This window comes from Thiohalobacter sp. IOR34 (genome assembly GCF_030406045.1).
Taxonomy (GTDB): domain Bacteria; phylum Pseudomonadota; class Gammaproteobacteria; order Thiohalobacterales; family Thiohalobacteraceae.
In genome coordinates, this window is record NZ_CP128988.1 from 2020003 (window position 1) to 2041569 (window position 21567).

Sequence of the window (21567 nt, forward strand, 5' to 3'; positions counted from 1 at the left end):
ACCCTGGATACCTGTTGGCAGAACATCCCGCTCCGCGGTGGTTAGTGATTTTCCTTTTTAGGATCAATAGATTACCCAAAGTAAGGAAGAGATTCCACATCATGCATGGGAATAGAGGCGCCCCAAACACCTCATGCCTTTTCTTCGCGTATTTTCAATAAGTTACACTCCATCGAGCCTTTGAACCGTCAGAAATTCCATTGAAAAGGATATAAGGTTTTTCCTTCCCCAAGCGCCCAGTTCGCTCAACGATGGGCGCATGAAGCGCCCGTCAATCCACTACACTCTGCCGACTGCATACCTAATCGTGCTACTGCTGTGCCTGACATCCACCCAGGCACAGGCCGAGCAGCCCTGCTACGGGCGCTTCCCCAACCCGTTCACCGACGTGTGCTGGAAATGTGTGTTCCCGATCAGCATCGGTCCGCTCAGAATCGACATGGGGATGGAGGATTCCGGGGACAGCGTGCCGCTGATCTGCACCTGCCCCGCGCCGCCGCCCGTATTTGTCCGCATCGGCTTCGGGGCGGGATTCTGGGAGCCGGCCCGGGTGGCCGAGGTGGTGCGCACGCCATTCTGCTCCCCCCTGCTGGGTGGTGTCACCCTGGGCTCACTGGCCGCACCGTCGGGCACCAACATCAAGACGAGCAACAACCGGGACGCCTTCTATCACGTCCACTGGTACATCTACCCCTTGCTGGCGTGGATGAACCTGCTGACGGACCTGGCGTGCGTGACGCCGGAGTCCTTCGACATCCTGTATATCACGGAGCTGGACCCGCTCTGGGAGGATGACGAACTCGCCTTCCTGATCAATCCCGAGGCGGCCTTGTTCGCCAATCCCATTGCCCAGGCCGCCTGCGCCGCCGATTGTGCCGCGGCCACCCTGGGCTTTCCGCTCGATCCGCTGTTCTGGTGCGCCGGCTGCCAGGGTTCCATGTACCCCATCGACGGCAACGTGAAACATCACGAAGGCGGCGTGGACAGCTCGCTGCTGCTAGTACAGCGCATGGCGGCCAAACTGCACCGGCAGCTCATCGCTCGGGACACGTCCAGTCGTGACGCCATGTGCCTGCCCCTGCCGCTGCCCATCCTGCGCAAGTCCCAGTACAAGACGCAGATGCTCTACCCCGTCCCCTTCACGCTCAATGCGCAGCCTTTCGGCAGGGTCACCATCCCCTGGGGCGCCGGGCGTGAGTATCCAGTGCGCGGCGAAGACTGGGCCTATCTAATCTGGAGGAAGAAGGCATGCTGCGCATTCTGAGACTGTTGCCGCTCGCCAGCCTGTACCTGGCGACAGCGCCGATACTCCCAGCGGCGGAACCGGGCGCCGACGACCTGGACAGCGCGAGCACCCGTTCACGGGATGCGGTGGAACAGGCACAGCGCCTGAGCCGGGATGCCCGTTTCAATCGCAGGATTCGCCGTGAAGGCGAACGTGCCTTGTCGTCCGCCGGCCAGGCCGGTAGCAATGCACCAGCCGGTCTAGCCGGCATCGATTTTCCCGAGATCGACCAACAGACACTGGCCAAGGCCAGGGAAGACATCAAGGCCCTGCTGTCCGACCCCCGGCTGGCCACACCGGCTGGTTCGCCTTCTGATGGCAACGAGCCCCATCCGCTGGTCTTCGTCTCATTCTCGATGCCTGAAGTCTCTCTACGGTCACTGCTCGTGGAAGCCGCGCGAGTAGAGTCGCCGGTGGTGTTACGGGGACTGGTGGATAACTCCATGAAGCGCACCGTGGCGCGCCTCGGCGAACTGCTGGGCACGGGAGACAGTAGTGAGACGACGGGTGAACCCGCCCCGGAGCACGGGCGCGCAGCGGAGGTGCGAGCGACTGGGGCGCAGCGGCCGGACCCCACCATCACAGGGGCCGGGACGCAGCGGCCGTCTCCGCAACTGGCCTTCGGCCCCGTGAGCCGGCCGCTCCCATCGCTGGCCATCGATCCCACCCTGTTCGAGCGTTTCGGCGTGGACAAGGTGCCGACCTTCGTGCTGCCGCTGGACACTATCGCTCCCTGCACACCAGAGAGCTGTCCGGTACCCACACATCTGAAAGTGGCAGGTGACGTAAGCCTGGTTTACGCCCTGGGCGTCATGGCGCGGGAGGCTGACAGCACCACACTGGGAACCCGTGCCGAGCAGTGGCGGGAGCGGCTGGAGGCGCGGCCATGACACCAAGACAATTGATGGCAAAGCCTCGTTCAGCGGGTGTCTGGGCGGTCAGCCGCAAGGCGCGGTGGCGCCGCCATAGCACTCCTATGGCAAGCCGACGCAACACCGCGGATGGCTGCCCAGACGCCCGCCCGCAGGGAGCGCCCCACGCGTCCCGGCTCGGCGTTGCGGCCCTTGGCAAGGGCCAGCCATTCCCTGCGGTCCGCGCCTTGATCCGGGACGCGTGGAGTGCTCTGAACGAGGCTTTGCCATCGATTGTCTTGGTACGTATGCCCATCCTGCTTCTGGCCTGTCTCACGCTTCCGCTCGCAGCGACAGCGGCGGACCTCACGCGCGATCAAGCCCTGCAGCTCGGCAAGGATTTCGGCAACGCGAACAACACCGGCGTATCGAATGCGGCTGCCAGCCCCGACCTGACCACGGTGCCAAGCTACCAGGGCACCAGCGTCCCGGAAACCCAGTACTACGGCTCGGGCCTCGGCATCGAGGACGCCGCGCGGCAGGCCCTGCCCAACAGCGAGGTCGGCAGCTTCGTACAGGACAGCGCCTTGAGCCGCCCGCGCTTCAACATCGACCGCAACGATCCCATCGTCCAGCGTGGCGACACCATCAGCGCCGATCCGGAGACCCTGCTCGGGCAGCAGCTCACCGGCCAGTACAGCGGCTGCCAGGAGGTCACGACGACCACTGCCCCGGCCACCTGGTCGGAGGAATACTGCACCGAGTGGGGCATGGACCAGCAGGTTGGCTGCCAGAAGACCCTCAACCTGTCCTGCAACCGACCCATCGAATGCGACGCCGGCGGCATCAACCTGGATTCCGTGCAAAGTGACATGCGCTGGACCTACACCTACCCCTATCTGACCATCGGCACCATCAGCGACAACTACTGGAGCGGTTATTGCGCCGTCTTCGATCGGAGCACCACTTTCACCATCGAGGACATCAACAAGGTCCAGGAATTCACCCTCATCCAGGCCGGCTTCGACGACTGGATCAAGGTCGTCGTCAACGGGACCCTGGTCTATGTCGGGCCTTACGGCGGCGACCGGCTGGAGGTAGTCACCACCGGCCGGTTCCGCCGCGTGCAGTACGGCGCTTCCAGCTACGGCTGGTGCGAACTCAGCACGAGCTGGAACAAGTCCCTCAATATCGACATCAAGCCCTATTTGCGCACCGGCCTCAACACCATCGACATGCGGGTGATCGTCGCCGGCGGCGGCGAGGGCTGGATCAAGTTCAAGGCCACGCAATATTGCGACTGCCAATGGTCGGAGACCTGGGAGAGCACCTGCGGTGCGCTGGAACAGCAGGCGCAGGCCGGCATGTGCGTGCAGCAATCCCAAACCTGCCTGGAGCCGGGCGAGACGCGCCTCATCGACGGCATCGAGGTCTACCGCGACTGCTGGCGCTATGACCTGTCCTACCTGTGCGCCACCGGTGAGACCCGCGAGGAGCCCTATTGCCAGGAACTGCGCGACCGCGGCTGTAGCCAGGTCAATTCCACCTGCGTGAGCACCCTGCCGGACGGGAGTTGCTACGAGTACCAGCAGACCTACCGCTGTCCCCAAGGCAATGCCGCCACTCAGACGGTGATGAACTGCGGCGGCCAGACCTTCTGTCTCGACGGCGACTGCTTCGATGCCGGCTATACGCCGAACCAGGACTTCGGCCTGGCCGCGAGCCATCTGGGAGCGCTGGAATCGGCGGCGAACGATTTCGACACCACCAACATGGTGGTCTTCAAGGGCCAGGACATGCGCTGCAAGAAGACCGTCCTGGGTTTCTCCAACTGCTGCAAAGACAGCGGCTGGGGGTTGGACCTGTCGCTCGCCCAGTGCTCCGAACAGGAGCAGGTCCTTGGCCAGAAGCGCGAGGCCGGACAATGCCACTACGTCGGCTCCTATTGCAGCGACAAATCCATCTTCGGCTGCCTGGCGCGGAAGTACACCTACTGCTGCTTCAACTCCAAGCTTGCCCGCATCATCCACGAACAGGGCCGCCCCCAGCTCGGCATCGACTGGGGTTCCTCGAAAAACCCCAACTGCCGCGGCCTCACGCCCGAGGAGCTGACACAGATCGATTTCGCGAGCATCGACTTCACCGAGTTCTACGCCGATGCCTTTGCCGCCGCCGACAATGCCGACCGGCCTTCCGGCAACCAGATGCAGCAGATCATCGAACAGCGCATCCAGAGGTTGCTGCCGTGAAGGGTTGGGTATTGCTGTGGGGGATCCTGGCAATGAGCGGCACATATGCCGCCCCCGGTGAGCCGGTGGTCTACTACGAACGCCACAGCGAGGGCTGGTTCTGGTACCAGGATCCCGAACCGGAACCCGAGGCTGAAGAACCCGAGACTCCGTCGCCTGTGCCCGCCGATCCCGTGGCGGCGTTGTCGGCCTTCCAGGAGGAACTGGAAGTCGCCAAGGCCCGCGCGATCCTGGAGCCCACGGACGAGAACCTGAAAACCTACCTGCGCCTGAACCAGCTCGCCATGAAGCGCGCGGGCAACTTCGCCCAGGCCTGGCAGCGCGTGGTGTGGACCACACCGGCGTTGGACAGTCGTTTGATCCACCCGGTCAACGACCAGGCTGTGCAGGTGTTCAACGACGAAAAACTTCGCCTGGTCGACGGCTTCCTCGCCAAGACCGCGCGCAGTCACGGGCTGTTTTTCTTCTTCAAGGGTTCCTGCCCGTTTTGCCACAAGTTCGCCCCTATCCTGAAGGCCTTCGCCGAGGCCTACGGTTTCCACGTCATCCCCATCAGCCTGGATGGCGGCACGCTGCCCGACTTCCCGAACCCCCGCAGCAATGCGGAGGTGGCGATCAAGCTGAACGTGGACACGGTACCCGCCGTGTTCCTGGTCAACCCTCGCGACCGGGCCATTCATCCCGTCGCCTTCGGCTACGTGAGCTGGTCCGAGCTGCGGCGGCGCATCTACACCCTGATGAACGGGCAGCCGCCGAACCCGCTGTTGCAGGCGCAACTCTCAGGAGGGCAAATCGATGCCAACGAGTAAGCTCCACGCGTTCATGTCGGGCCTGTGTCTCGTCCTGACGGTATTCAGCGCCCGGGCCGACCTCGCCACGGACATGGACACCTTCTTCAACGATCTCAACTTCAGCAACGTCACCCGGCCGGGCGTCTACGAGGGCCAGAGCGCGGGGTACTTCACCGGCGGCGGCGTGTTCATGCGCGTGCCACAGCGCAACTACACCCTCTACTCGGTGCAGTGGCCGCGCTTTCGCGCCGGCTGCGGCGGTATCGACTTCTTCAGCGGCGGGTTTTCCTTCATCAACGCCCAGGAGTTCGTGGCCATGCTCCAGAACATCGGCTCGGTGGCCGTGAGCCAGGCCTTCATGCTGGCGCTGCGCACCATCAGCCCCCAGATCGCCTCCACCATGGAGCAGATCCAGACCTGGGCGCAGAAATACGGGCTGAACAGCATCAACGCCTGCGAGGCCGGATCGGCCCTGGTGGGCGGGGCGCTCAAGACCTTTGGCATGTCCAAGCAGGCCTGCATCATGGAGCGGGTGAACAGCCGGGGCGAAACCTGGTCCGAGGCCGAGGTCGCCTGCACTACGGGCGGCGAGCGCATGAGCACCCTGCAGAACAGCCAGATGAAGCGCCTGATGGTGACCGAGGGCAACCTGGCCTGGCGTGCCATGATGCGCAATCCCTTCTTCGTGAGCGACAAGGATCTCGCCCAGGTGATGATGAACCTCTCGGGCACGGTGATCATGCGGGTGGACAATCCCGGCAACGAGGACACCACCATGACCTACCAGGTGATCCCCTCCATCCTGGCGGACAACACCGGCCGGGACCTGCTCCGGGTGTTGCTCGAGGGCGGCAGCGTCACCGTGAAGGCCTGCTCCAACGGCACCGGGGACGAGTTCGCCTGCACCGAAATGAACGCCTCGCAGACCGTCACCATCAACCAGGGCCTGATCGCCAAGGTGCGTGCCATCCTCAACGACATCGTGGTGAACATCCAGAACGACACCCGCCTCGATGCCGTGCAGCAGGGGCTACTGGCCTCCACCTCACTGCCGGTCCACAAGTACCTGACCGTGGGCGTGGCCTACATTCCCGGCACGCTGCAACCGGAGATCGAGAGCTACGCCACACTTATCGCCAAGGACATCCTCTACACCTACCTGAACGACCTGCTCGGCAAGCTGGTCGCCTCGGTGCGTGCCCTGGAGAACAAGGAGGACGACAAGATCCGCGACTTCCTCGACGGCGTGATCAAGGCCCGGCGCGAGATCCGCACCTACAAGGACGACGTGCGCCGGGGCTTCGACGAGACGCTGGTGTTCACCCAGCGGGTGCGCGAATACGAGAAGGCGCTGGTCGGCAAGCTCTCACCGGGCATGTTCCGCAGCCTGGTGTGGGCGTCCGCCCAGTAAGGTAGTGCCCTGTGAACTGGGAGGTGTTCACCTACGGCGGCGGCGAGTTCCTGCGCCTGGTGTTCAACGGCGTGGCCGCCATCACCGGCAACGGCGGCTACATCACCGCGCTCAAGATGACCGCCATCATCGGCCTGCTGTGGGTGCTGATCGAAGGCGCCTTCAAGCACCGGGCCATGAACCTGCAATGGCTGCTGGGCGTCATCCTCGTCTACAACGGCTTCATGGTGCCGAAGGTGGACGTCATCATCACCGACCGCATCGACCCCACGCAGTCGTCGGTGGTATCCAATGTACCGCTTGGGCTGGGCGCCGTGGCAGGCACCGCCAGCCTGGTGGGCGACTGGCTGACCCGCGCCTATGAGACGGTGTTCAGCCTGCCCAGCGACATGCAGTACCAGCAGAACGGCATGCTGTTCGGTCAGTACCTGGTGGAGGCCTCCACCCGCTTCGAGATCACCGACAGCCGACTGGCCGCCAATTTCAGCGAGTTCTGGCAGTCGTGCGTGTTCTACGACATCCTGCTCGGCCTCTACGACTGGGACGATCTGTTCGTGGCTCCGGACCTGTGGGCCTTCATCCGGGCGAACACCTCGGTCTCGCGCAGCTTCGCCTACCGGGACGCGGCCAACAACCGTCTCATCCTGGGCTGCCGCGACGGCGCCAACAACCAGCTCGACACCGACCTGACCAACGACGTCGACCGCGCCAGGCAGTACTACGGTGAGAAGCTGGTGAAGGCCCCCACCGCCAATGCCGCGGTAGCAAAGTTCGCCGCCGCCATGCCGGTATCCTATCAGTACCTGACGGGCCTGAGCGTCAGCGCCGAGGAGATCATCCGGCAGAACGCCCTCTCCAATGCGCTGCGGCGAGGCTTGAGCCAGTTCGCCTCCAGCGCCGGGGCGCCGGCGGCGGCCCAGGACTTCGCCCTGGCGCGGGCAGAGCAGGAGCGGCGCACCACCTATGCCGCCCTCGGAGAGATGGCCGGCCGCACCCTGCCCATCCTGCGCAACCTGTTCGAGGCCTTCATCTACGCCGTGTTTCCCATCGCCTTCCTGCTGGCTATGCTGCCAAGCGTGGCGAAGGTGGCGCTGACCTACCTGAAGAGCTTGGTCTGGATCCAGTTGTGGGCGCCGCTCTATGCCGTGCTCCACTTCGCCATGAGTCTCTACAGCCAGAACCCCGCATCCAGCGCCCTCCTGCTGCCCGACGGCAGCAGCGCCCTGTCGCTGGCCAACTACACGGCCCTGGGCCAGGTGATGAGCGACGCCGCACTCATCGCCGGGTATCTCAGCCTATCCATCCCGATGATTTCATACCTCGTGGTCAACCAAGGCGGCGCCATGATGGCGAGCCTCGCCAGCCGTGTCGCCCAGAGCTACGAAGCCCCGGTGGGCAAAGCCTCCGACGAGGCCTCCACGGGCAACATCAGCCTTGGAAACACCAGCATCGGCAACGCCGGCTGGTGGCAGCAGAACCAGAGTCCGAGCTGGCGGGCCGGTACCTCGACCATGGCCCACCCGGCCACGGGCGCGATGTACACGACCACACCGGAAGGGCGGTACGTCGACGTGCCGCAATCCAATCTCCCCTTCTCCGCCAACATCGGCGACGCCGTCAAATCCTCGGTCCACACCCAGGCCACCGAGTCGCTGCAGGCTGCACGGACACAAGTAGCCGACTACGCAAACCTGGTGTCGGCCAACTACAGCAACATGGAACGCTTCACCGGCCAGACCGCGACGGAGACCGGCGTAAACCTCGACTGGAACCGGGCCGAGATGGCCGCGTTCCGACGGGAGTTCGGTGAAACCCAACGGCTCGCCGACGAGTTCGGCAAGAACCGCGGCTACAGCGCGAGCCAGGCCGCCGAAATGTTGGGGCTGGCCTCCCTGGCCGCCCAGAATCCGAAATTACTCGACTTGGTAAGCCCGGTATCACTACGAGCAGAACTGAACCTTCGCGGCAGGAGTGACGCCCAAATCAAGGAAGACTGGCAAGATGCATTGCGATATGTCCAGGACACCCAGTACGGCAAGCACTGGCAGGCCGCCATCGATGCCGGGCATACCGCGGCCGCCGGCGTCCACCAGCGCACAGGTGACAGCCTGGCCGAGGAACTCTCCGGTGGCTTACAAGAGCAGATCAGTCATCGCCACGCCACCATCGCCACCCTCCAGGAAGCCGCTGCCTGGCAGGAGGCCCGGTCCCGAGTCGAGGAGCAGGGCTTCGCCTTCAGCGCCGATGTGGCCATGCAGGTGCGTGATCACATGATCGGTGCGGAAAAAGGGGTTTTCGCCCGCCCCGGCAGTCTCGACCCGACCTGGAGCGAACGCGACGTGGATGCCCTATTCGCCCGAGCAGCGGCCGGAGACGCCATGGCCATGCGGGTCATCGCCCACTACGCCGACGAATATGGCCGCCAAGAAGGACTGGAACTCACCGGGGTGCAGGATATGCCAACCAAGGATGCCGTTTTCCAGAAGAACGAAGCCTATATGGGCGAGGTCTACAACAAGGAAACCGACCCCGGGGGCATTCGGGACAGAGCTGCCGGCTTCAGGGAGGCCGCCCGGCACGCAGCGGAACATGCCGGCGTTCCAGCCGATGGGCAGGTCCGGAGAGGATTCGCCGACATCCAGAAGGAGGCCGAAGAAGACCGCGCCGCCCACGCGCAGAAGGTCGACCAGGGCGAGCGCCGTATCCGGACAGACGGCGCCGCACTCCAATCCGACACCGAGGCACGCACCGACCCCGAAAACCAGACCCTGCTGGCCGACTCTATCAAGAACGGGGTTACGCAGGCGTTGCCCAGTAAGAAGCAGCTAGGTCAGTTAAAAGATCGGTTTTTCAGGGAAGACGACGAGGAGTCGACGAACAAATAACTGGCCCTCAATCCCGCCATTCGTACGGCCCGATCTGCCAACGCCTCATGTCGTCATGCCATTCTTCAAGCCACTCTCCAGATTCCTCCTCTTCCATGATCTGTCTCTTGGGAGAAAGTAATGATGGGCGTTTGTTCATCTGGCGGAACACAATTACCAGGCCAATGAGAAACACTGCTGCGCCTATCCACCAAGAAAATAGCGCGCCGATGACAAGCGCGATCAGACACGCCACCAAGATGTCCGCTATTTTCCAAGTTGATTCAGACATATTCATCGTCGTCCACCTATTTTCTACTGCCCTACGCTACCAGCACTTTCATTGTTATTCGCCGCGAATTGCACGGCAGGCAGCGCAATTTTTGGCAAGTTCATTCGCATGCTCTGGTTCATCAGGTATTCGCGCCAATAAGGCCAGACATGATAACTGGCATTCTTGAGGGCAAATGCATCCAGTGCATTCTGCCCCGGTTCATTCTCCATTAGATATTCGGCAAGAAACGTCGCCTCGATAACCGCTTTGACATCCGCTTCATCGTCACTCTCGTCAGATCCATTTTCGGATGTGGATTCAGGCAAAACAACCCATCGTGCGCCAAGATCGATGTAGACGCGAAAAATCCTTATGTCCGCATCATCTTCTTTCAGCGCAAGAACTTCTCCCCGGGTGACGACGTGCTTGAACTGAACAGCCAGATCATTCGCCTCTGGCGAATATTTCGGATCAAAATCATCTACCAGGTAACTGCTTGAGCTACGCAGATAGACGTCGCGAATGCGCAGACAATCGATCGCCTTTTGCAGTTCGGCGCTCATCCCGCTTTCTGCCACTCCACACGTCGGTTCAAATCGGCCGAGTAAACCAATTGGACATTCGGACGCGACGAAGCCTTCCCGCCAGTAGTTCTGCTAACGGTCCTCCATTCTGAGGCTTCTGATATGTGCATGGCACCCGCCGCAAAACCGGAGAAGTAGGCAAGGATATTCACCAAGTGCTGGTTGAGGCTGACTCCTTCTTCCTCGGCAGACTCGGCCAACGCGCGGTGCAGGGATTTCGGCAACCGCAGGGTCACGCGGCCACTGTAGTCATCCGCCACCTCCTGCGGCACGGGCATGGGCTTCCCCTTTTCAGCGAACACCTCTGCCGTGGTTTCAATGGCATCGATGGCCAGCGCATAGGCTTCTTCAAACGTATCCCCGTATTCAGCCAGATCGGGCAATTCCTTGACCCGCGCCTCGAAGCACACTTCACCCTCGAACTCGCTCCGTCGCACCGTGATGTTGTAGGCATGTGGATCAATCATGATTCTATCCTCTCCAGGAAGTCGATAATTTCGTCTTCGTACTGCCGCAGTATTCTCAGGACCTTGCCAATGTAGGCAGGCTTGATCTCTGGATTCCTGCCATGGCCACAGTTGTAGCTACCGGAGGTAAACGCAGAAATGCCATCATGGAAAAACACCTTGTGGCCACCCCGTTTACCGTCCCGGACCTCGAAGCCCAACCGCGCAAGCTGTTCAGCCAGCGTGTCACAGCGGATGTTGGCCTTCGAGGCCTGAAGCGTCTCGACGACCTCCGTGTATAACAGTTTAGCCGACATGTGACATCATATATAGTGTCATATTGTGGAATTTCTTTAGGGATTTCAACATTTTTCTCAGCCAATTTCTTGTATGTTTTATGTGGTCTTTAGGCTCCAACTGCTTGACAATTAGACACTATCCGTTTGTTTTTACGTGGTTTTTAATGTTTCCGCCATATCAAACGCGCCTGGCAGCAGCCAGCAGTCAGATCGGCCGCCAGTGACGGCTAGGTGGTATTCAAGTGGTTATGCACCGCTCCACCAGACACGCCCCGGAATAATGCCGGTCAACCCCTCGCACGCCAGGAATTGGGCACTGCCCCGCTATGGAGGGGGCTGTGAGGCACTCTAAGCTGGGAAGGTCGCCTACCTACCGAATCCCGAGCCGCACCGCGACGTCTTCATAATCCGGGGACTCTGCATACAGCTTTTCCAATTCACTGCGAGCACGTTTGCGTTGCCCCAGTTCTTCGTACACCCGCGCCCGCTCATAGCGCAGTGCCCGAAGCAGCTCGTCGGATCGGTCCTTCTTGCGGCGTAACGCCTGGGTCAGCACGTCACGGGCGGCCTCATACAGCCCCAGGCCGTACAGAGCCCTGGCCTTGTACAATAGCAGCGTCGCATGGACCGGGGTCTTGTTCTCGATACTTTCTGCCAGACGGACCACCTTCCTGCAGGCGTTCCTGTCGCCCGGGCGGGCGTCCAACAGCAGCTCCGCAAGGGACAGTTTCACCACCACGTCGTCGGGTTCGAGCCGCCGCGGCCTCTCCAGGCAGGCAATCGCATCCTCCCAGCGCTCCTGACGCTGATAGACCTCCACCAGCCCCAACAGCACGCCGCGGAGATCCGGGCCCACATGCGCGGACACCTCGTCCGTGATGGGGAGGCTCATGGTGGCGGAGATGCCGTACTTGGAGAAGTAGCGGCCCAGGCGGCTGTGCTTCTCGGCGGCCGTCGCCAGGTAGGTCGCCGCTTCTTCCAGCTGCTCCTGCTTGAGCGCCAGGAAACCGGCAAGGTACGCGCCGTCGGCCAGGTGGACGGCCTTCTCGAGGTGTTCGAGGGCCTTCTCTTCGTTGCCAAGGACCAACTCCCGGCACCCGTCCACCAGGGCCTCCTCGTCGTCCGGCGTGATGAGCCGCTTGAAGAAGCCCAGGGTCAGGCGGTCTTCCGGGCGGACCGTTGGGACGGCCGGAGCGGAGTAGGTCGCGCTTCTCCTGCTATCTGACCTCCCGCTCGGAACTGTAGTCGTGTAGAAAAGACCCGTTCCCGGAATGCCCACCGTGGCCCGCTTGCCCCTCGGACCGATAGTAAACTTCGCACCGCGCGGCCCGAATGAGAGGGACCCGCCCGACTTGCTCAGGTTGAGCGTAACACCAGGAGCGAGTTGGATACGGCGCCAGAAACGAAAAGCCATCGTTTTAATCCCTGTCACCTACAACAGTCATGTCTATAACAAAATCAAAGGCAGCCGTCTCGCTCTGAAGATCACTCCAACGCTTTTCATATAATCCTCGATCCAACAGACCCACATCAGTAGTTTGGTTCTCTCCATCAACCTGATGATCGAGACCAACGTCAAATCGGACACCTCCAATATCCGTGAGAACATATCTGGCATGGAATCTTTCGCCATCTTCTTTTTCACGCCATCCAACAAATCTCACACATATTCCTTTTGGGATATCTCCCCTCAGGCGATCGCAGTGCCTGTGAAATTCATCACATGTAAATTCATCCTTCCACTGAAAATGATATTCACAGCGAACAACCCGATGCTTGCCACTCACGGCTGCCTGCAAAAATTCACGCAATACACTTATCCATTTGGGCCTCGTCGGTTTGAAATGAGGGTCAAGAAAAAGAATTTCTTTGCTGTTCTGCAGTATATCAGCGACAGCCGCCGCCAACTCTCTTGCCGTACGCCTTACGGCCTTCTCACGAGAGACTTTGAGTAACGGGTGATTCTCATCAACATCGTCCGCAGGAACGATATATTCTGCTCCTGTTGCGTTTTCCCTAGCGATGATTGCCTTGAATGGGCGCTGCTCGTGCTGCGAAATAGCGTTCTCCATCCAGTTCTTTTCACCACTATATGGTCTGCCCGATGCAACCAGCTTTCGATTTATGTGCCTGAGGCTCTCTTCTACGCGCTTCCGATTAAGAGGGGATAATCCGCTGGCGGCTTCATAAACCATCTTAGTCCATTTCTTAGGGAAGCGAGAAATAACGCGACCATTTTCGACGTTGAATAGAGAAACAAGAAATCGAAATCTATCCCAACTTTCACCCAGAGCTTCCGGCTCCAAGGCATACTCATTCAGCATCAGAAAATCTCCTGGGCTCGCTCCTCAAAAAATCCTTCAGGCCAGGCACCTTCAAAGTCCCCCTCCTCCGTAACAGGCAGATGAATAACCTCAGAGCCTGACTTAGTGGGCTGAACGTATAATACTGAAATATGGTCCGGCGCAATCGGCGTTGCATTCTCAGGAAGATCACCTTCTGTGGTTTCTCGAATGCGTCGGAGGATTCGCAAAATGAGATGCTCGCTATGAGTCTCAAGAATAAATGTATTCTTTTGTTTGCCAAGAGCGGCCTCAATGAAGACATCACCAAGCTCTGCCTGTAATGCCGGGTGCAAGTGAATCTCGGGCTGTTCCATGGCAATAATTTTATCTCTTGATGCGTATGCCATAACCAACACGGGTAGCACCTGGGTAATACCGATTCCGACATCACGGTGAGTAACGACCGTATTGGAACGCCTGTCGATGAGCACCAGTTCCTTGAGCTTTTCCACGTCCGAATTTTTTATCAGATCCTGGAGACGGCGCGCTTCTTTCTCTGAATCCTGGAGCACCGGATATGCACCGCCAATCGTGTACTCGGTATCAGGCTCGTATTCAATCTCCACCCCTTCATCGACAATCGACTCAAGGCCTTCCATGAGCACAGGGTCGAGATCATCGACACCCACCAACTGCCTGACCACTAGCTCATACGGCGTTTTCAACGCTTCTGAACCAAGCCATTCGTTCACTGCCGCGCGCACTGCATCATCCCTGCGCACAACATCCCAGGCATAACCACCGCCGGCGTACCAGTTCGCATCCTCGTGCTCGGAAAAGGCCAGATGCCGCGGCGGGAAGGACCGCAGGGGCCCAAGGTACTGCAGTTTTCTCAGTTCCTCCGCGATGGCCTGGCTGGTTCCCTCGATCAGCTCATCGAGAGTCCGGGGGAAGAAGAACTTGATGGCATTGGCCAGATCCTCCCGGCGGTTGCCGCGGCTGACTGGAAAAAGCGTCTGTTGCTCCGCCTCCTCGACATCCGAGCTGCGCTGCGACAGGCCTTCCGGAAACAATCGCTCCACGCGACTGCTGAGTTCCGGCACCAGCGCATCGATGGCCGCGCCGATGCCCTCGTAGTCCTCGGGCGTGACGGTGTCCGTGGTGGTGGCGGTGGTGACGATGGCCTTGAGCACTTCCCGGAACACCGGATGCTCGTGATTCAGGCGATCCATCCGCAGGCGCCCGTCGCGCCGCCGGCTCATGCGCAGCAACAACTCGTCGTCCGCCGACAGCTCATAGGCCGTCACCGCCGGCTCCGCCCCCGCGACGGGCCGCTCCTCGTTGTCCAGCTCGATACCGACGGATAATGACACCTTCAGTGTCGCGACCGACGCCAGCAACTCCGCCAACCGTCCCCGCAGGGCGCTCACATCCAGCTCCGCGCCCCACTCCATGCGGCGCTTCGCCTCGGCACGATGGATATACTGGCGGAAACCGCCCAGATCGATCGCACTGCCGCCGAGTTCTGTCTTGAATATATCCAGCCGCCCGGTGCGCTCCGCCTCGCAGGCCAGGGCCAGGCTGTGGATGAAACTGGATTTGCCCGCGCTGTTGGGGCCGAAGATCAGGGTGATGGGCCGAATGGGGATCGCCTGGGTTTCGGCGAAGGCCTTGAAGTTGCCTACATATAGCGATTTGATCATCTGCAATATCCGTGTTGCGGACTACCCGTCTTGATCGTTCTGATCAGCCAAACCATTTTTCTCAGGCTCTGGACCACGATCGGATTTGCCTTTCCCTTCCCAGTTGGCGCAGATTTCCTCCACTGGCACATCTGGCGCATCATCACGTAACCAATATTCGTAGAACTTTGGATCCCGACTCCGTGGAACCGGACGTGCCTCACGGATTGACACCAGTGCGGGCGCCGCAACGCACTCTCCAAGAACAAGCGCCGTCTGCGGTGCAAGAGCCGAGAGTTGGTCCAACATCGGTCCATATATCCCAGGGACGATCTCCTTGAAGTAACGGAGATCTTCCGGGTTCTGAAGACGGTGAACGATGAAGCTGCTGCATTGCGAGAGGACAGTTTTCGACAGCTCGCTCGGGCGTTGCGAGGCAACGACAAGGCCAAGACCATACTTCCTGCCCTCGCGCGCAATCCGCTCGAATACCGCGCGGGCGATCGACTCCTCCTCGGCGAAGTGGGCTTGCTGGATATAGTTCTGGGCCTCTTCGAGCACGAGAACGACCGGGAGCGACCCCCGCGCTTCTTCCCCGCCATATTCGCCGAGGCGCTGCAGGAACTCCAGGGTAAGGCGGCCAATCAGTGCGGTAACGTTCTCAAGAACCTCGGAGGCAAGGAGACTGAGATCGAGAATGACGACATTGACAGGTTCAACTCCATTGCGCTGACGGTCATAAAACGGGAAGGTCTGCTCCGGCACTGTGTCCGTGTCCGAGAGATCAGCGTCATTCTTACTGCCAATCCCAAGCATGTCTCGCAGAAACGCCGCAAGAATCTGCTCTGCATCCGGCCAACTTTCCCCCACAGGTCCGAACAGAAACTGGAATCGCTGATCGGAAAACAGCCGATCGATACGAAGCAACATCGTTCCCGAGAAGTCACGGGCGCGAGCACCCCCTGACTCCTCACGGCGCAGCACTTGCTCGATATGTCGTGAGCGGAAGCGGAGCTTGTCGAAATACGAAGGTGCGTCTGCCGTGCACCCGGCTGGCGCTCCACCTTCCCCCAAGTGCGTACCAGTGAGCTTCTCATAAATTGGTTCAATGGCATCCCGTATGGTCTTCCTAGCGTCGGCAGGCAATATCTTTGGATAAGTTCCGTTATCAATGTGTTTCTGTGCTTCAGCCGAAACAACGGCTAGCACCTGAATCAAGGAATCCTTCGTAAGGTGGTAATGGTGTTCTGCCTCGTCCCAAGCCGCTTCAAGGTCGTGCTGTTGAATCCTTTTCTTCAGCCCCTCCGAGAGATCCCGCACATCCTTAGATGTCTTTTCATCCTTTCCCGATAGCGACCAGATCCGGTTGAGTTCTTGGATAAGCTCATCTCGCAGCACGGCAAGAGGTGACGCTCCCTGTTGATCATTGCGCGCCAACCGCAGCGCCTCAAGAAGCACAGGACGCTGAACTCCCTTGGAGGCCTGAAATAGTCGGACAAAGTCCTCGGCATTCAGAAACCAATATGGAATCACAAGGCCATCGGTTTCGTGACCTGTTCCAGAGGGAATATAGAGACTCTGGCGTTCGTTGTCCCCACTCTTCCAACTGTCGGGAAATGCGCTTCTGTATTCCCCATTCGTGTCCAGAATAACGATCGTTGTCCGCTTGACGGCGGGCTGATCCAGCACCGACTGGATAAGGCTGGCGATCGTGCAGGATTTCCCCGATCCCGTACTTCCAAGCACGGCCGCGTGCTTCCCGAAAAACGCATCCGGGTCGATACGGATGGTCCGACCGGGCACCACTGCTGAGTCTCCGATCGGGATGCAAAACCCAGGCTTGTCAGGCTTCGGCTGTAATGTCGCTTGGTCAGCTGGCCCGAAGATCGCATCGAGGTCCTGCCTCTGTGCAAGATGAACAGGGCTGTCCAGCACCGGAAACAGAGATACCCCTTGACGGAACCGCTCGCCATCAATGGTGCCAATCAGTGTCGCCTTCATGAGCCGCCGAGCGGCAGGCAGGGCCACCATCGTCCGGTCGGCCTTCATCTCAGCCTCTTCGACAAGGACGACACGAGTCACCATCGCAACAAGCCGGCGCGCGCCTACAGGGATAGTGATGTAGCCATTGATGCGGCCCACCTCCTGTGGGCCTTCGAAGGTGGTCCGAGTCATCCCCTTCAGGTCGCGGTTGAGTTCGATCGTGACCTGTGCCGTATCGACCGCCACCACCCGTCCGATCTCACTATCCGCCGCCATTTTCGCCTCCTTGCTCCTCTGATCGGCTCTTGGAGAGGGCGCGCTGAGTAGCGATAACTTTCTTACGGATATCTTCCTCCCGGAGATCAGGCAGCACGTCCTGGACAAAACCGGAAAATGTGCCAACATCTCCTTCCGCAATCCATACCCGCTGATCCTGCTGTTCTTTCAGCCTTTTTACAAACTCGCTCTGCGGAGCGGGATCCACGACCACGAGTGTAAAACTGGGCACCGAGAGCGCCTGGCGGATAATAGCGTTCACGTGATCGTCGCCGAATCCGTAACCGATCGTGAAAAGGACGGATTGCGGGCGCACGAGCGCCCCCGCAAATCGGCGGAAGAGTTCCGAATACGGCATCCCTAGAGTCTCGCCATACTTGGCCGGCGTCGGGTAAATGAGCAGATGGCCCCCTTCGCTCGCCATTTCGCCTGCGCTCGCCGTGATACCGTACGGATTTTCAATGGAGGGCTCCTCGACAGCCCAGCTGATCGAGCCATGCAGCTTGTACAAATGCACTACCCGGTCAAAGCGATGAACGCGTCCCTCGGTGGTCTCCGCCGGAAAATAGAGGTCCTGCTCATAGCTTTCCGGCCGGAAGATGCGACGCTGCGTGCCAACACAGCCGTCGAGCAATACAATCCCTTCCGCATCCGCCGCTTGCTCCACCAGAGTGTCGTAGTTCAACGTGAAGAGGTTCACACGCTTCAGGTTGAGTGGCCGGGTCAGGACCTTGCGAAGAAAGTTCTTGTACGTGATAAATCCAGCCTGCTTGTCCGGCGCTGGCAGGTGACACGCCTCGGCAAGCGCCCGTACCGCGACCGCTAGGCAGGATTCAAGATCCTCAGCTGTAACATCGACACCCGGATCGCCTTCGATCCGCAGACGTCCCCCCTTCTCTGGAAGCGCCGCCCTCCAGCGGTAGAGCTGAGAAAGCACCTGCTCAAAGTTAGCGGCTAGCGGTTCGGCGCCGCCATCCTGGATTGCTTTATGCCGCTCCAAGATGTGATCGCGGCTAGTCGGAACCGATCCGTTGTCAACGACATGTTGAACGGAAAGGTAAAACATCTTGAGCCAGCGGCGGAGCCGAGGGCTATCGCCGCCGTATATTCCCTCTTTGTGGATAGCCTGCTCGATGGCAATGGGAACCTTCCCGAGTAACGGCCCGCCACAGTCTACCGAGGTGCCCGCCCCCAGTAAGAAGGACACAGTCTCGGTTTTTAGCAGTGTCCCTACCCGAATCCGAACCTCCTCAAGCGCAGCCTGCTGGGCGCCGTCTTCTGAGCCCTCGGCTACTGCGAGCAAGTTGTCTCCACCCACCCAAAAGGCTGGGCTGATCTCATCACCAGATTTTTGGACATCGTCTGTCATGATATCGCCTGCGCCTGGCTTTCCATTTCTCGGAGTAATTCCTTCGTGTGCGCTTTGCGCCAACCCGCAGTCAATTCGCCCGAAAACGCGCTCCTCATAAGCGAATTGAACAAAGATTCTAGAAACTGATGGGCATTCATCATACCTACCGACATTTTTTCCATTTCGTTATAGCGACAGGCAAATTCCTTCTGCATCTCCACTGGTGGGATTGGAACCGGTATCTTCTCTAGATTCCTTCGTGTAATTCTCCCTCTTGTAGTACCGGATGCTGCAGCCTGCGCCTTCCCCAGAAAAAATGGCATGTTGCACAGGCAGACAACATATTCTGGCAATGCCACACTTTGGCCCACCCTTACAATAGTGATATCCACCGCTGTAATTGCGCGTTGTTCTAGCTCCGGCACTATGCAGGCTCGGCCAATAGGCTCCGCCATCCGTGAGACGAGCACGTCTCCCGCTAATACTTCCGTGCAACCAAGCTCGTCGAACTTCTCATCGGTTATAAACTTCCTTGATTTGTCAAGAAAGCGGCCAATCCCGATATCTGCTAGCTGGAGAAGCCGAACATTGCCCGACTCGTCCATATTTTCTGAGAGGATCCAATCCCCGTCAGTGACGAGGCCCGTCTCACCCTTCAAGGCACCGAATGGCTGAACATCCCAGCCACGTGGATTCAAAAGAGGATCACCGAACATCTGATAGAACAGTGCGGGAAGGATACGGGCGGCCTTTTTGTCGGCGTCGGCGCGTTGTTTGCGCAGGGCGTCGGCTTGGTCGAGGATTTCGACGATGCGGCGTTGCTCCTTGAGTGGAGGCAGCGGTAGTTCCGTATTCTTTACGTCACGATCCGATACTGCCGGATAATGCGCGCCACGCACCTTCGATGTTAACGCATCAATAAATTCCGCAGTTCTGACAAAATAGAACAGATAACGCTCATCCACGAGTTCCCTGTCCGGGCGCAGCACACAGAAGCCTGTTGAGGCTATTTGACCATCCAACTCGGGCGGGACAATAGCAACCGTGTTCAGGTTTGGTCTTACGGTAGATACGAGAATATCTCCGGCTTTGACTACTTTCCTCGCACGGCTTGGTGCATCGGCGCCCTTTAGCTCGGCAGCCTGTACAATCTCCTTTTGATCCCGGTCAATCGATGCAATATCAATGTATTGAAACAAGTCGTTCGGGCGAGCACGTGGGTCGCGCGTACTGGTGCGTTGCGTAACGGATGCAATTGTCGTGAAGGGCCAGTTCATCCCGAAGCCTCAATCTCTCGCAACAACCTTTCGAGTCCATTTGCAATATCTTTCTCGATAACCAATACCTCCTTGATCAGCTCTACCGGGTCCTCTTCCGGTGCCGCTTCCGCCACCTGCGGCTTGTACCGCCCCGCCGCCAGGTTGTAATCGTTGGCGGCCAGGGTCTTGACGTCCGCCCACCAGCAGCGCGGTGGTTCGCTGCCGGGCTCCAGTACGCTGTTCGCCTCGACACCCGGCGGCTTGGTGAATTTGGATGCCTTGTATTCCTGCCACCTGGCCAGCAGGTCGGGGATGTCGTTGCGCTCGGGGGTTTCCACGCGGCCGCCGCCGGAGATCTTGTCCGGGTCGTAGCCGTCATTGGCGACCTCGTAGAACCAGACCTTTCTGTTTTTGGTCTTTCTGGCACCTTCGGCGGGCTTGCGGAACACGAGCACGCCGGTCTTGACGCCGGCGTAGGGCTTGAACACGCCGGCGGGCAGGGAGACCACGGCGAGCAGGTCGAAGTCCTCGATGAGTTTCTTGCGCAGCTCCTTGTGCGCCTTGGTGGAGCCGAACAGCAGGCCCTCCGGCACCACCACGGCACAGCGCCCGCCGGGTGCCAGGTGCTCCATCATCAGGCCCAGGAACAGCAGCTCGCTCTTCTTGGAGCGGGTCGGCAGGTCGGCGCGGATGGAGTCCTTGGGGATCTGGCCCGCGAAGGGCGGGTTAGAGAGGATCACCTTGTAGCGGCGTGTGAGGTCTTCCTCCGTCAGGCCGCCATGCTCGGACAGGGCGTTGCCTCGCTTGAGCCGGGCATGGCGGATGCCATGGAGAATGAGGTTCATCATGCTGATGCGCATCATCTGGCGGGAGACGTCCACGCCATAGATGGAGGTCTCCAGCAGGCCCCAGTCCGGTATCTTTTCACCCGCGCCCTTCTTGTAGGTCTGGAGGTTGGGAACGGCCTTTTTGGCCTCTTCCAGGGTCTGGCCCCGCCGCTCCAGCCAGTCTTCGCCGTAGATGGGGTATTCCTTGACTTCCTCGCTGTACTTGGCCAGCAGGTAATCCACGGTGTCGATGAGAAAACCGGCCGTGCCACAGGCGGGGTCGAAGACGGTGTCGCCCAGCTCCGGATCGACCATCTCCACCATAAAGGCGCGGATCTGGCGCGGGGTGCGGAACTGGCCATTGAGGGCCGACTGCCCCAGATGGGTGAGCATGTACTCGAAGATGTCACCCTTGACGTCAGGCCCCAGCTTGCGGAACTCAAAGGCGTCGATCTCGTCCACCACCTGCTTGAGCACGTTCGGGTCCACAATCTCCAGCACCGCGTCGCGAAAGTACTCCGCCACCTCCGGCTCGTCCTTGGCCAGCGAGGCCATGTAGGGAAAGACCTCGTCGCGGATGAAGTCGCGCAGTTCCGGGCCGCTCTTGAAACGCCACTTGGACCAGCGGTAGCGCTCGGCCTGCTGCGGGAACAGCAGTTTGCTGTTGCCGTTTTCGCCGCCCAGGCGCGCGCGCAACTCGCGGTCCTGTTCTTCTTCATCCAGCAGCTTGAGGAAGATGAGATAAGAGATCTGCTCGATGTAGGTGACCGGATTGGTCACACCGCCGGCCCAGAGGGTATCGGTGATGTGGTCGAGCTTTCTGCGCAGTTCGTGGTTCATGTGTTTTCCG

The 21567-nt window shown here is 59.9% G+C and carries 17 protein-coding genes; 6 read left to right on the forward strand and 11 right to left on the reverse strand.

Annotated elements, in window-relative coordinates; translation table 11 throughout:
* The first annotated feature begins 259 nt into the window (after window positions 1–259).
* From traU to QVG61_RS09375, 6 genes are all read left to right on the forward strand, one after another.
* A complete protein-coding gene (gene traU, locus QVG61_RS09350) occupies window positions 260–1264 on the forward strand; it encodes a conjugal transfer pilus assembly protein TraU (protein WP_289930365.1) in 1005 nt (334 codons plus the stop codon).
* On the forward strand, window positions 1249–2175 hold the full coding sequence (locus tag QVG61_RS09355) for a TrbC family F-type conjugative pilus assembly protein (RefSeq protein ID WP_289930367.1): 927 nt from the start codon (window positions 1249–1251) through the stop codon (window positions 2173–2175). Before traU ends, QVG61_RS09355 begins: the two co-directional genes overlap by 16 nt.
* A gap of 269 nt (window positions 2176–2444) precedes the next feature.
* Window positions 2445–4385, forward strand: coding sequence for a conjugal transfer protein TraN (locus QVG61_RS09360; RefSeq protein WP_289930368.1), 1941 nt, complete (start codon window positions 2445–2447; stop codon window positions 4383–4385).
* The gene (locus QVG61_RS09365) at window positions 4382–5194 is read left to right on the forward strand and encodes a conjugal transfer protein TraF (protein ID WP_289930369.1); all 813 of its coding nucleotides are present in this window, start codon (window positions 4382–4384) and stop codon (window positions 5192–5194) included. The genes QVG61_RS09360 and QVG61_RS09365 overlap by 4 nt, the downstream gene beginning before the upstream one ends.
* Window positions 5181–6587, forward strand: coding sequence for a conjugal transfer protein TraH (locus tag QVG61_RS09370; RefSeq protein ID WP_289930370.1), 1407 nt, complete (start codon window positions 5181–5183; stop codon window positions 6585–6587). The genes QVG61_RS09365 and QVG61_RS09370 overlap by 14 nt, the downstream gene beginning before the upstream one ends.
* 11 nt (window positions 6588–6598) lie before the next feature.
* Window positions 6599–9472 carry a conjugal transfer protein TraG N-terminal domain-containing protein gene (locus QVG61_RS09375; RefSeq protein WP_289930371.1) on the forward strand — a complete coding sequence of 958 codons (2874 nt, stop codon included), beginning with the start codon at window positions 6599–6601 and terminating at the stop codon, window positions 9470–9472.
* A 7-nt stretch (window positions 9473–9479) separates the two neighbouring features.
* Here the strand turns inward: QVG61_RS09375 and QVG61_RS09380 are convergent, their stop codons facing one another.
* From QVG61_RS09380 to QVG61_RS09430, 11 genes are all read right to left on the reverse strand, one after another.
* Window positions 9480–9749, reverse strand: coding sequence for a hypothetical protein (locus QVG61_RS09380; protein WP_289930372.1), 270 nt, complete (start codon window positions 9747–9749; stop codon window positions 9480–9482).
* Between the two features lie 17 nt (window positions 9750–9766).
* Window positions 9767–10288 (reverse strand): preprotein translocase subunit SecB, encoded by a 522-nt coding sequence (locus QVG61_RS09385; protein ID WP_289930373.1) that lies wholly within the window; start codon window positions 10286–10288, stop codon window positions 9767–9769.
* Entirely contained in the window at window positions 10285–10776 is a 492-nt protein-coding gene (locus QVG61_RS09390; RefSeq protein WP_289930374.1) for a toxin-antitoxin system HicB family antitoxin, read from the reverse strand. The genes QVG61_RS09385 and QVG61_RS09390 overlap by 4 nt, the downstream gene beginning before the upstream one ends.
* Entirely contained in the window at window positions 10773–11072 is a 300-nt protein-coding gene (locus QVG61_RS09395; RefSeq protein ID WP_289930375.1) for a type II toxin-antitoxin system HicA family toxin, read from the reverse strand. The genes QVG61_RS09390 and QVG61_RS09395 overlap by 4 nt, the downstream gene beginning before the upstream one ends.
* Before the next feature lie 352 nt (window positions 11073–11424).
* Window positions 11425–12468: a DUF4236 domain-containing protein gene (locus tag QVG61_RS09400; protein ID WP_289930376.1), complete on the reverse strand. Its 1044-nt coding sequence runs from the start codon at window positions 12466–12468 to the stop codon at window positions 11425–11427.
* Between the two features lie 4 nt (window positions 12469–12472).
* A complete protein-coding gene (locus QVG61_RS09405; protein WP_289930377.1) occupies window positions 12473–13378 on the reverse strand; it encodes a hypothetical protein in 906 nt (301 codons plus the stop codon).
* Window positions 13378–15042 (reverse strand): DUF3696 domain-containing protein, encoded by a 1665-nt coding sequence (locus QVG61_RS09410; RefSeq protein WP_289930378.1) that lies wholly within the window; start codon window positions 15040–15042, stop codon window positions 13378–13380. The genes QVG61_RS09405 and QVG61_RS09410 overlap by 1 nt, the downstream gene beginning before the upstream one ends.
* A gap of 21 nt (window positions 15043–15063) precedes the next feature.
* A complete protein-coding gene (locus QVG61_RS09415; RefSeq protein ID WP_289930379.1) occupies window positions 15064–17280 on the reverse strand; it encodes a DUF87 domain-containing protein in 2217 nt (738 codons plus the stop codon).
* Window positions 17267–18649 carry an SIR2 family protein gene (locus QVG61_RS09420; protein WP_289930380.1) on the reverse strand — a complete coding sequence of 461 codons (1383 nt, stop codon included), beginning with the start codon at window positions 18647–18649 and terminating at the stop codon, window positions 17267–17269. The genes QVG61_RS09415 and QVG61_RS09420 overlap by 14 nt, the downstream gene beginning before the upstream one ends.
* Entirely contained in the window at window positions 18646–19908 is a 1263-nt protein-coding gene (locus QVG61_RS09425; protein ID WP_289930381.1) for a restriction endonuclease subunit S, read from the reverse strand. Before QVG61_RS09425 ends, QVG61_RS09420 begins: the two co-directional genes overlap by 4 nt.
* Window positions 19905–21557: a class I SAM-dependent DNA methyltransferase gene (locus QVG61_RS09430; RefSeq protein WP_289930382.1), complete on the reverse strand. Its 1653-nt coding sequence runs from the start codon at window positions 21555–21557 to the stop codon at window positions 19905–19907. Before QVG61_RS09430 ends, QVG61_RS09425 begins: the two co-directional genes overlap by 4 nt.
* Between the last annotated feature and the right edge of the window lie 10 nt (window positions 21558–21567).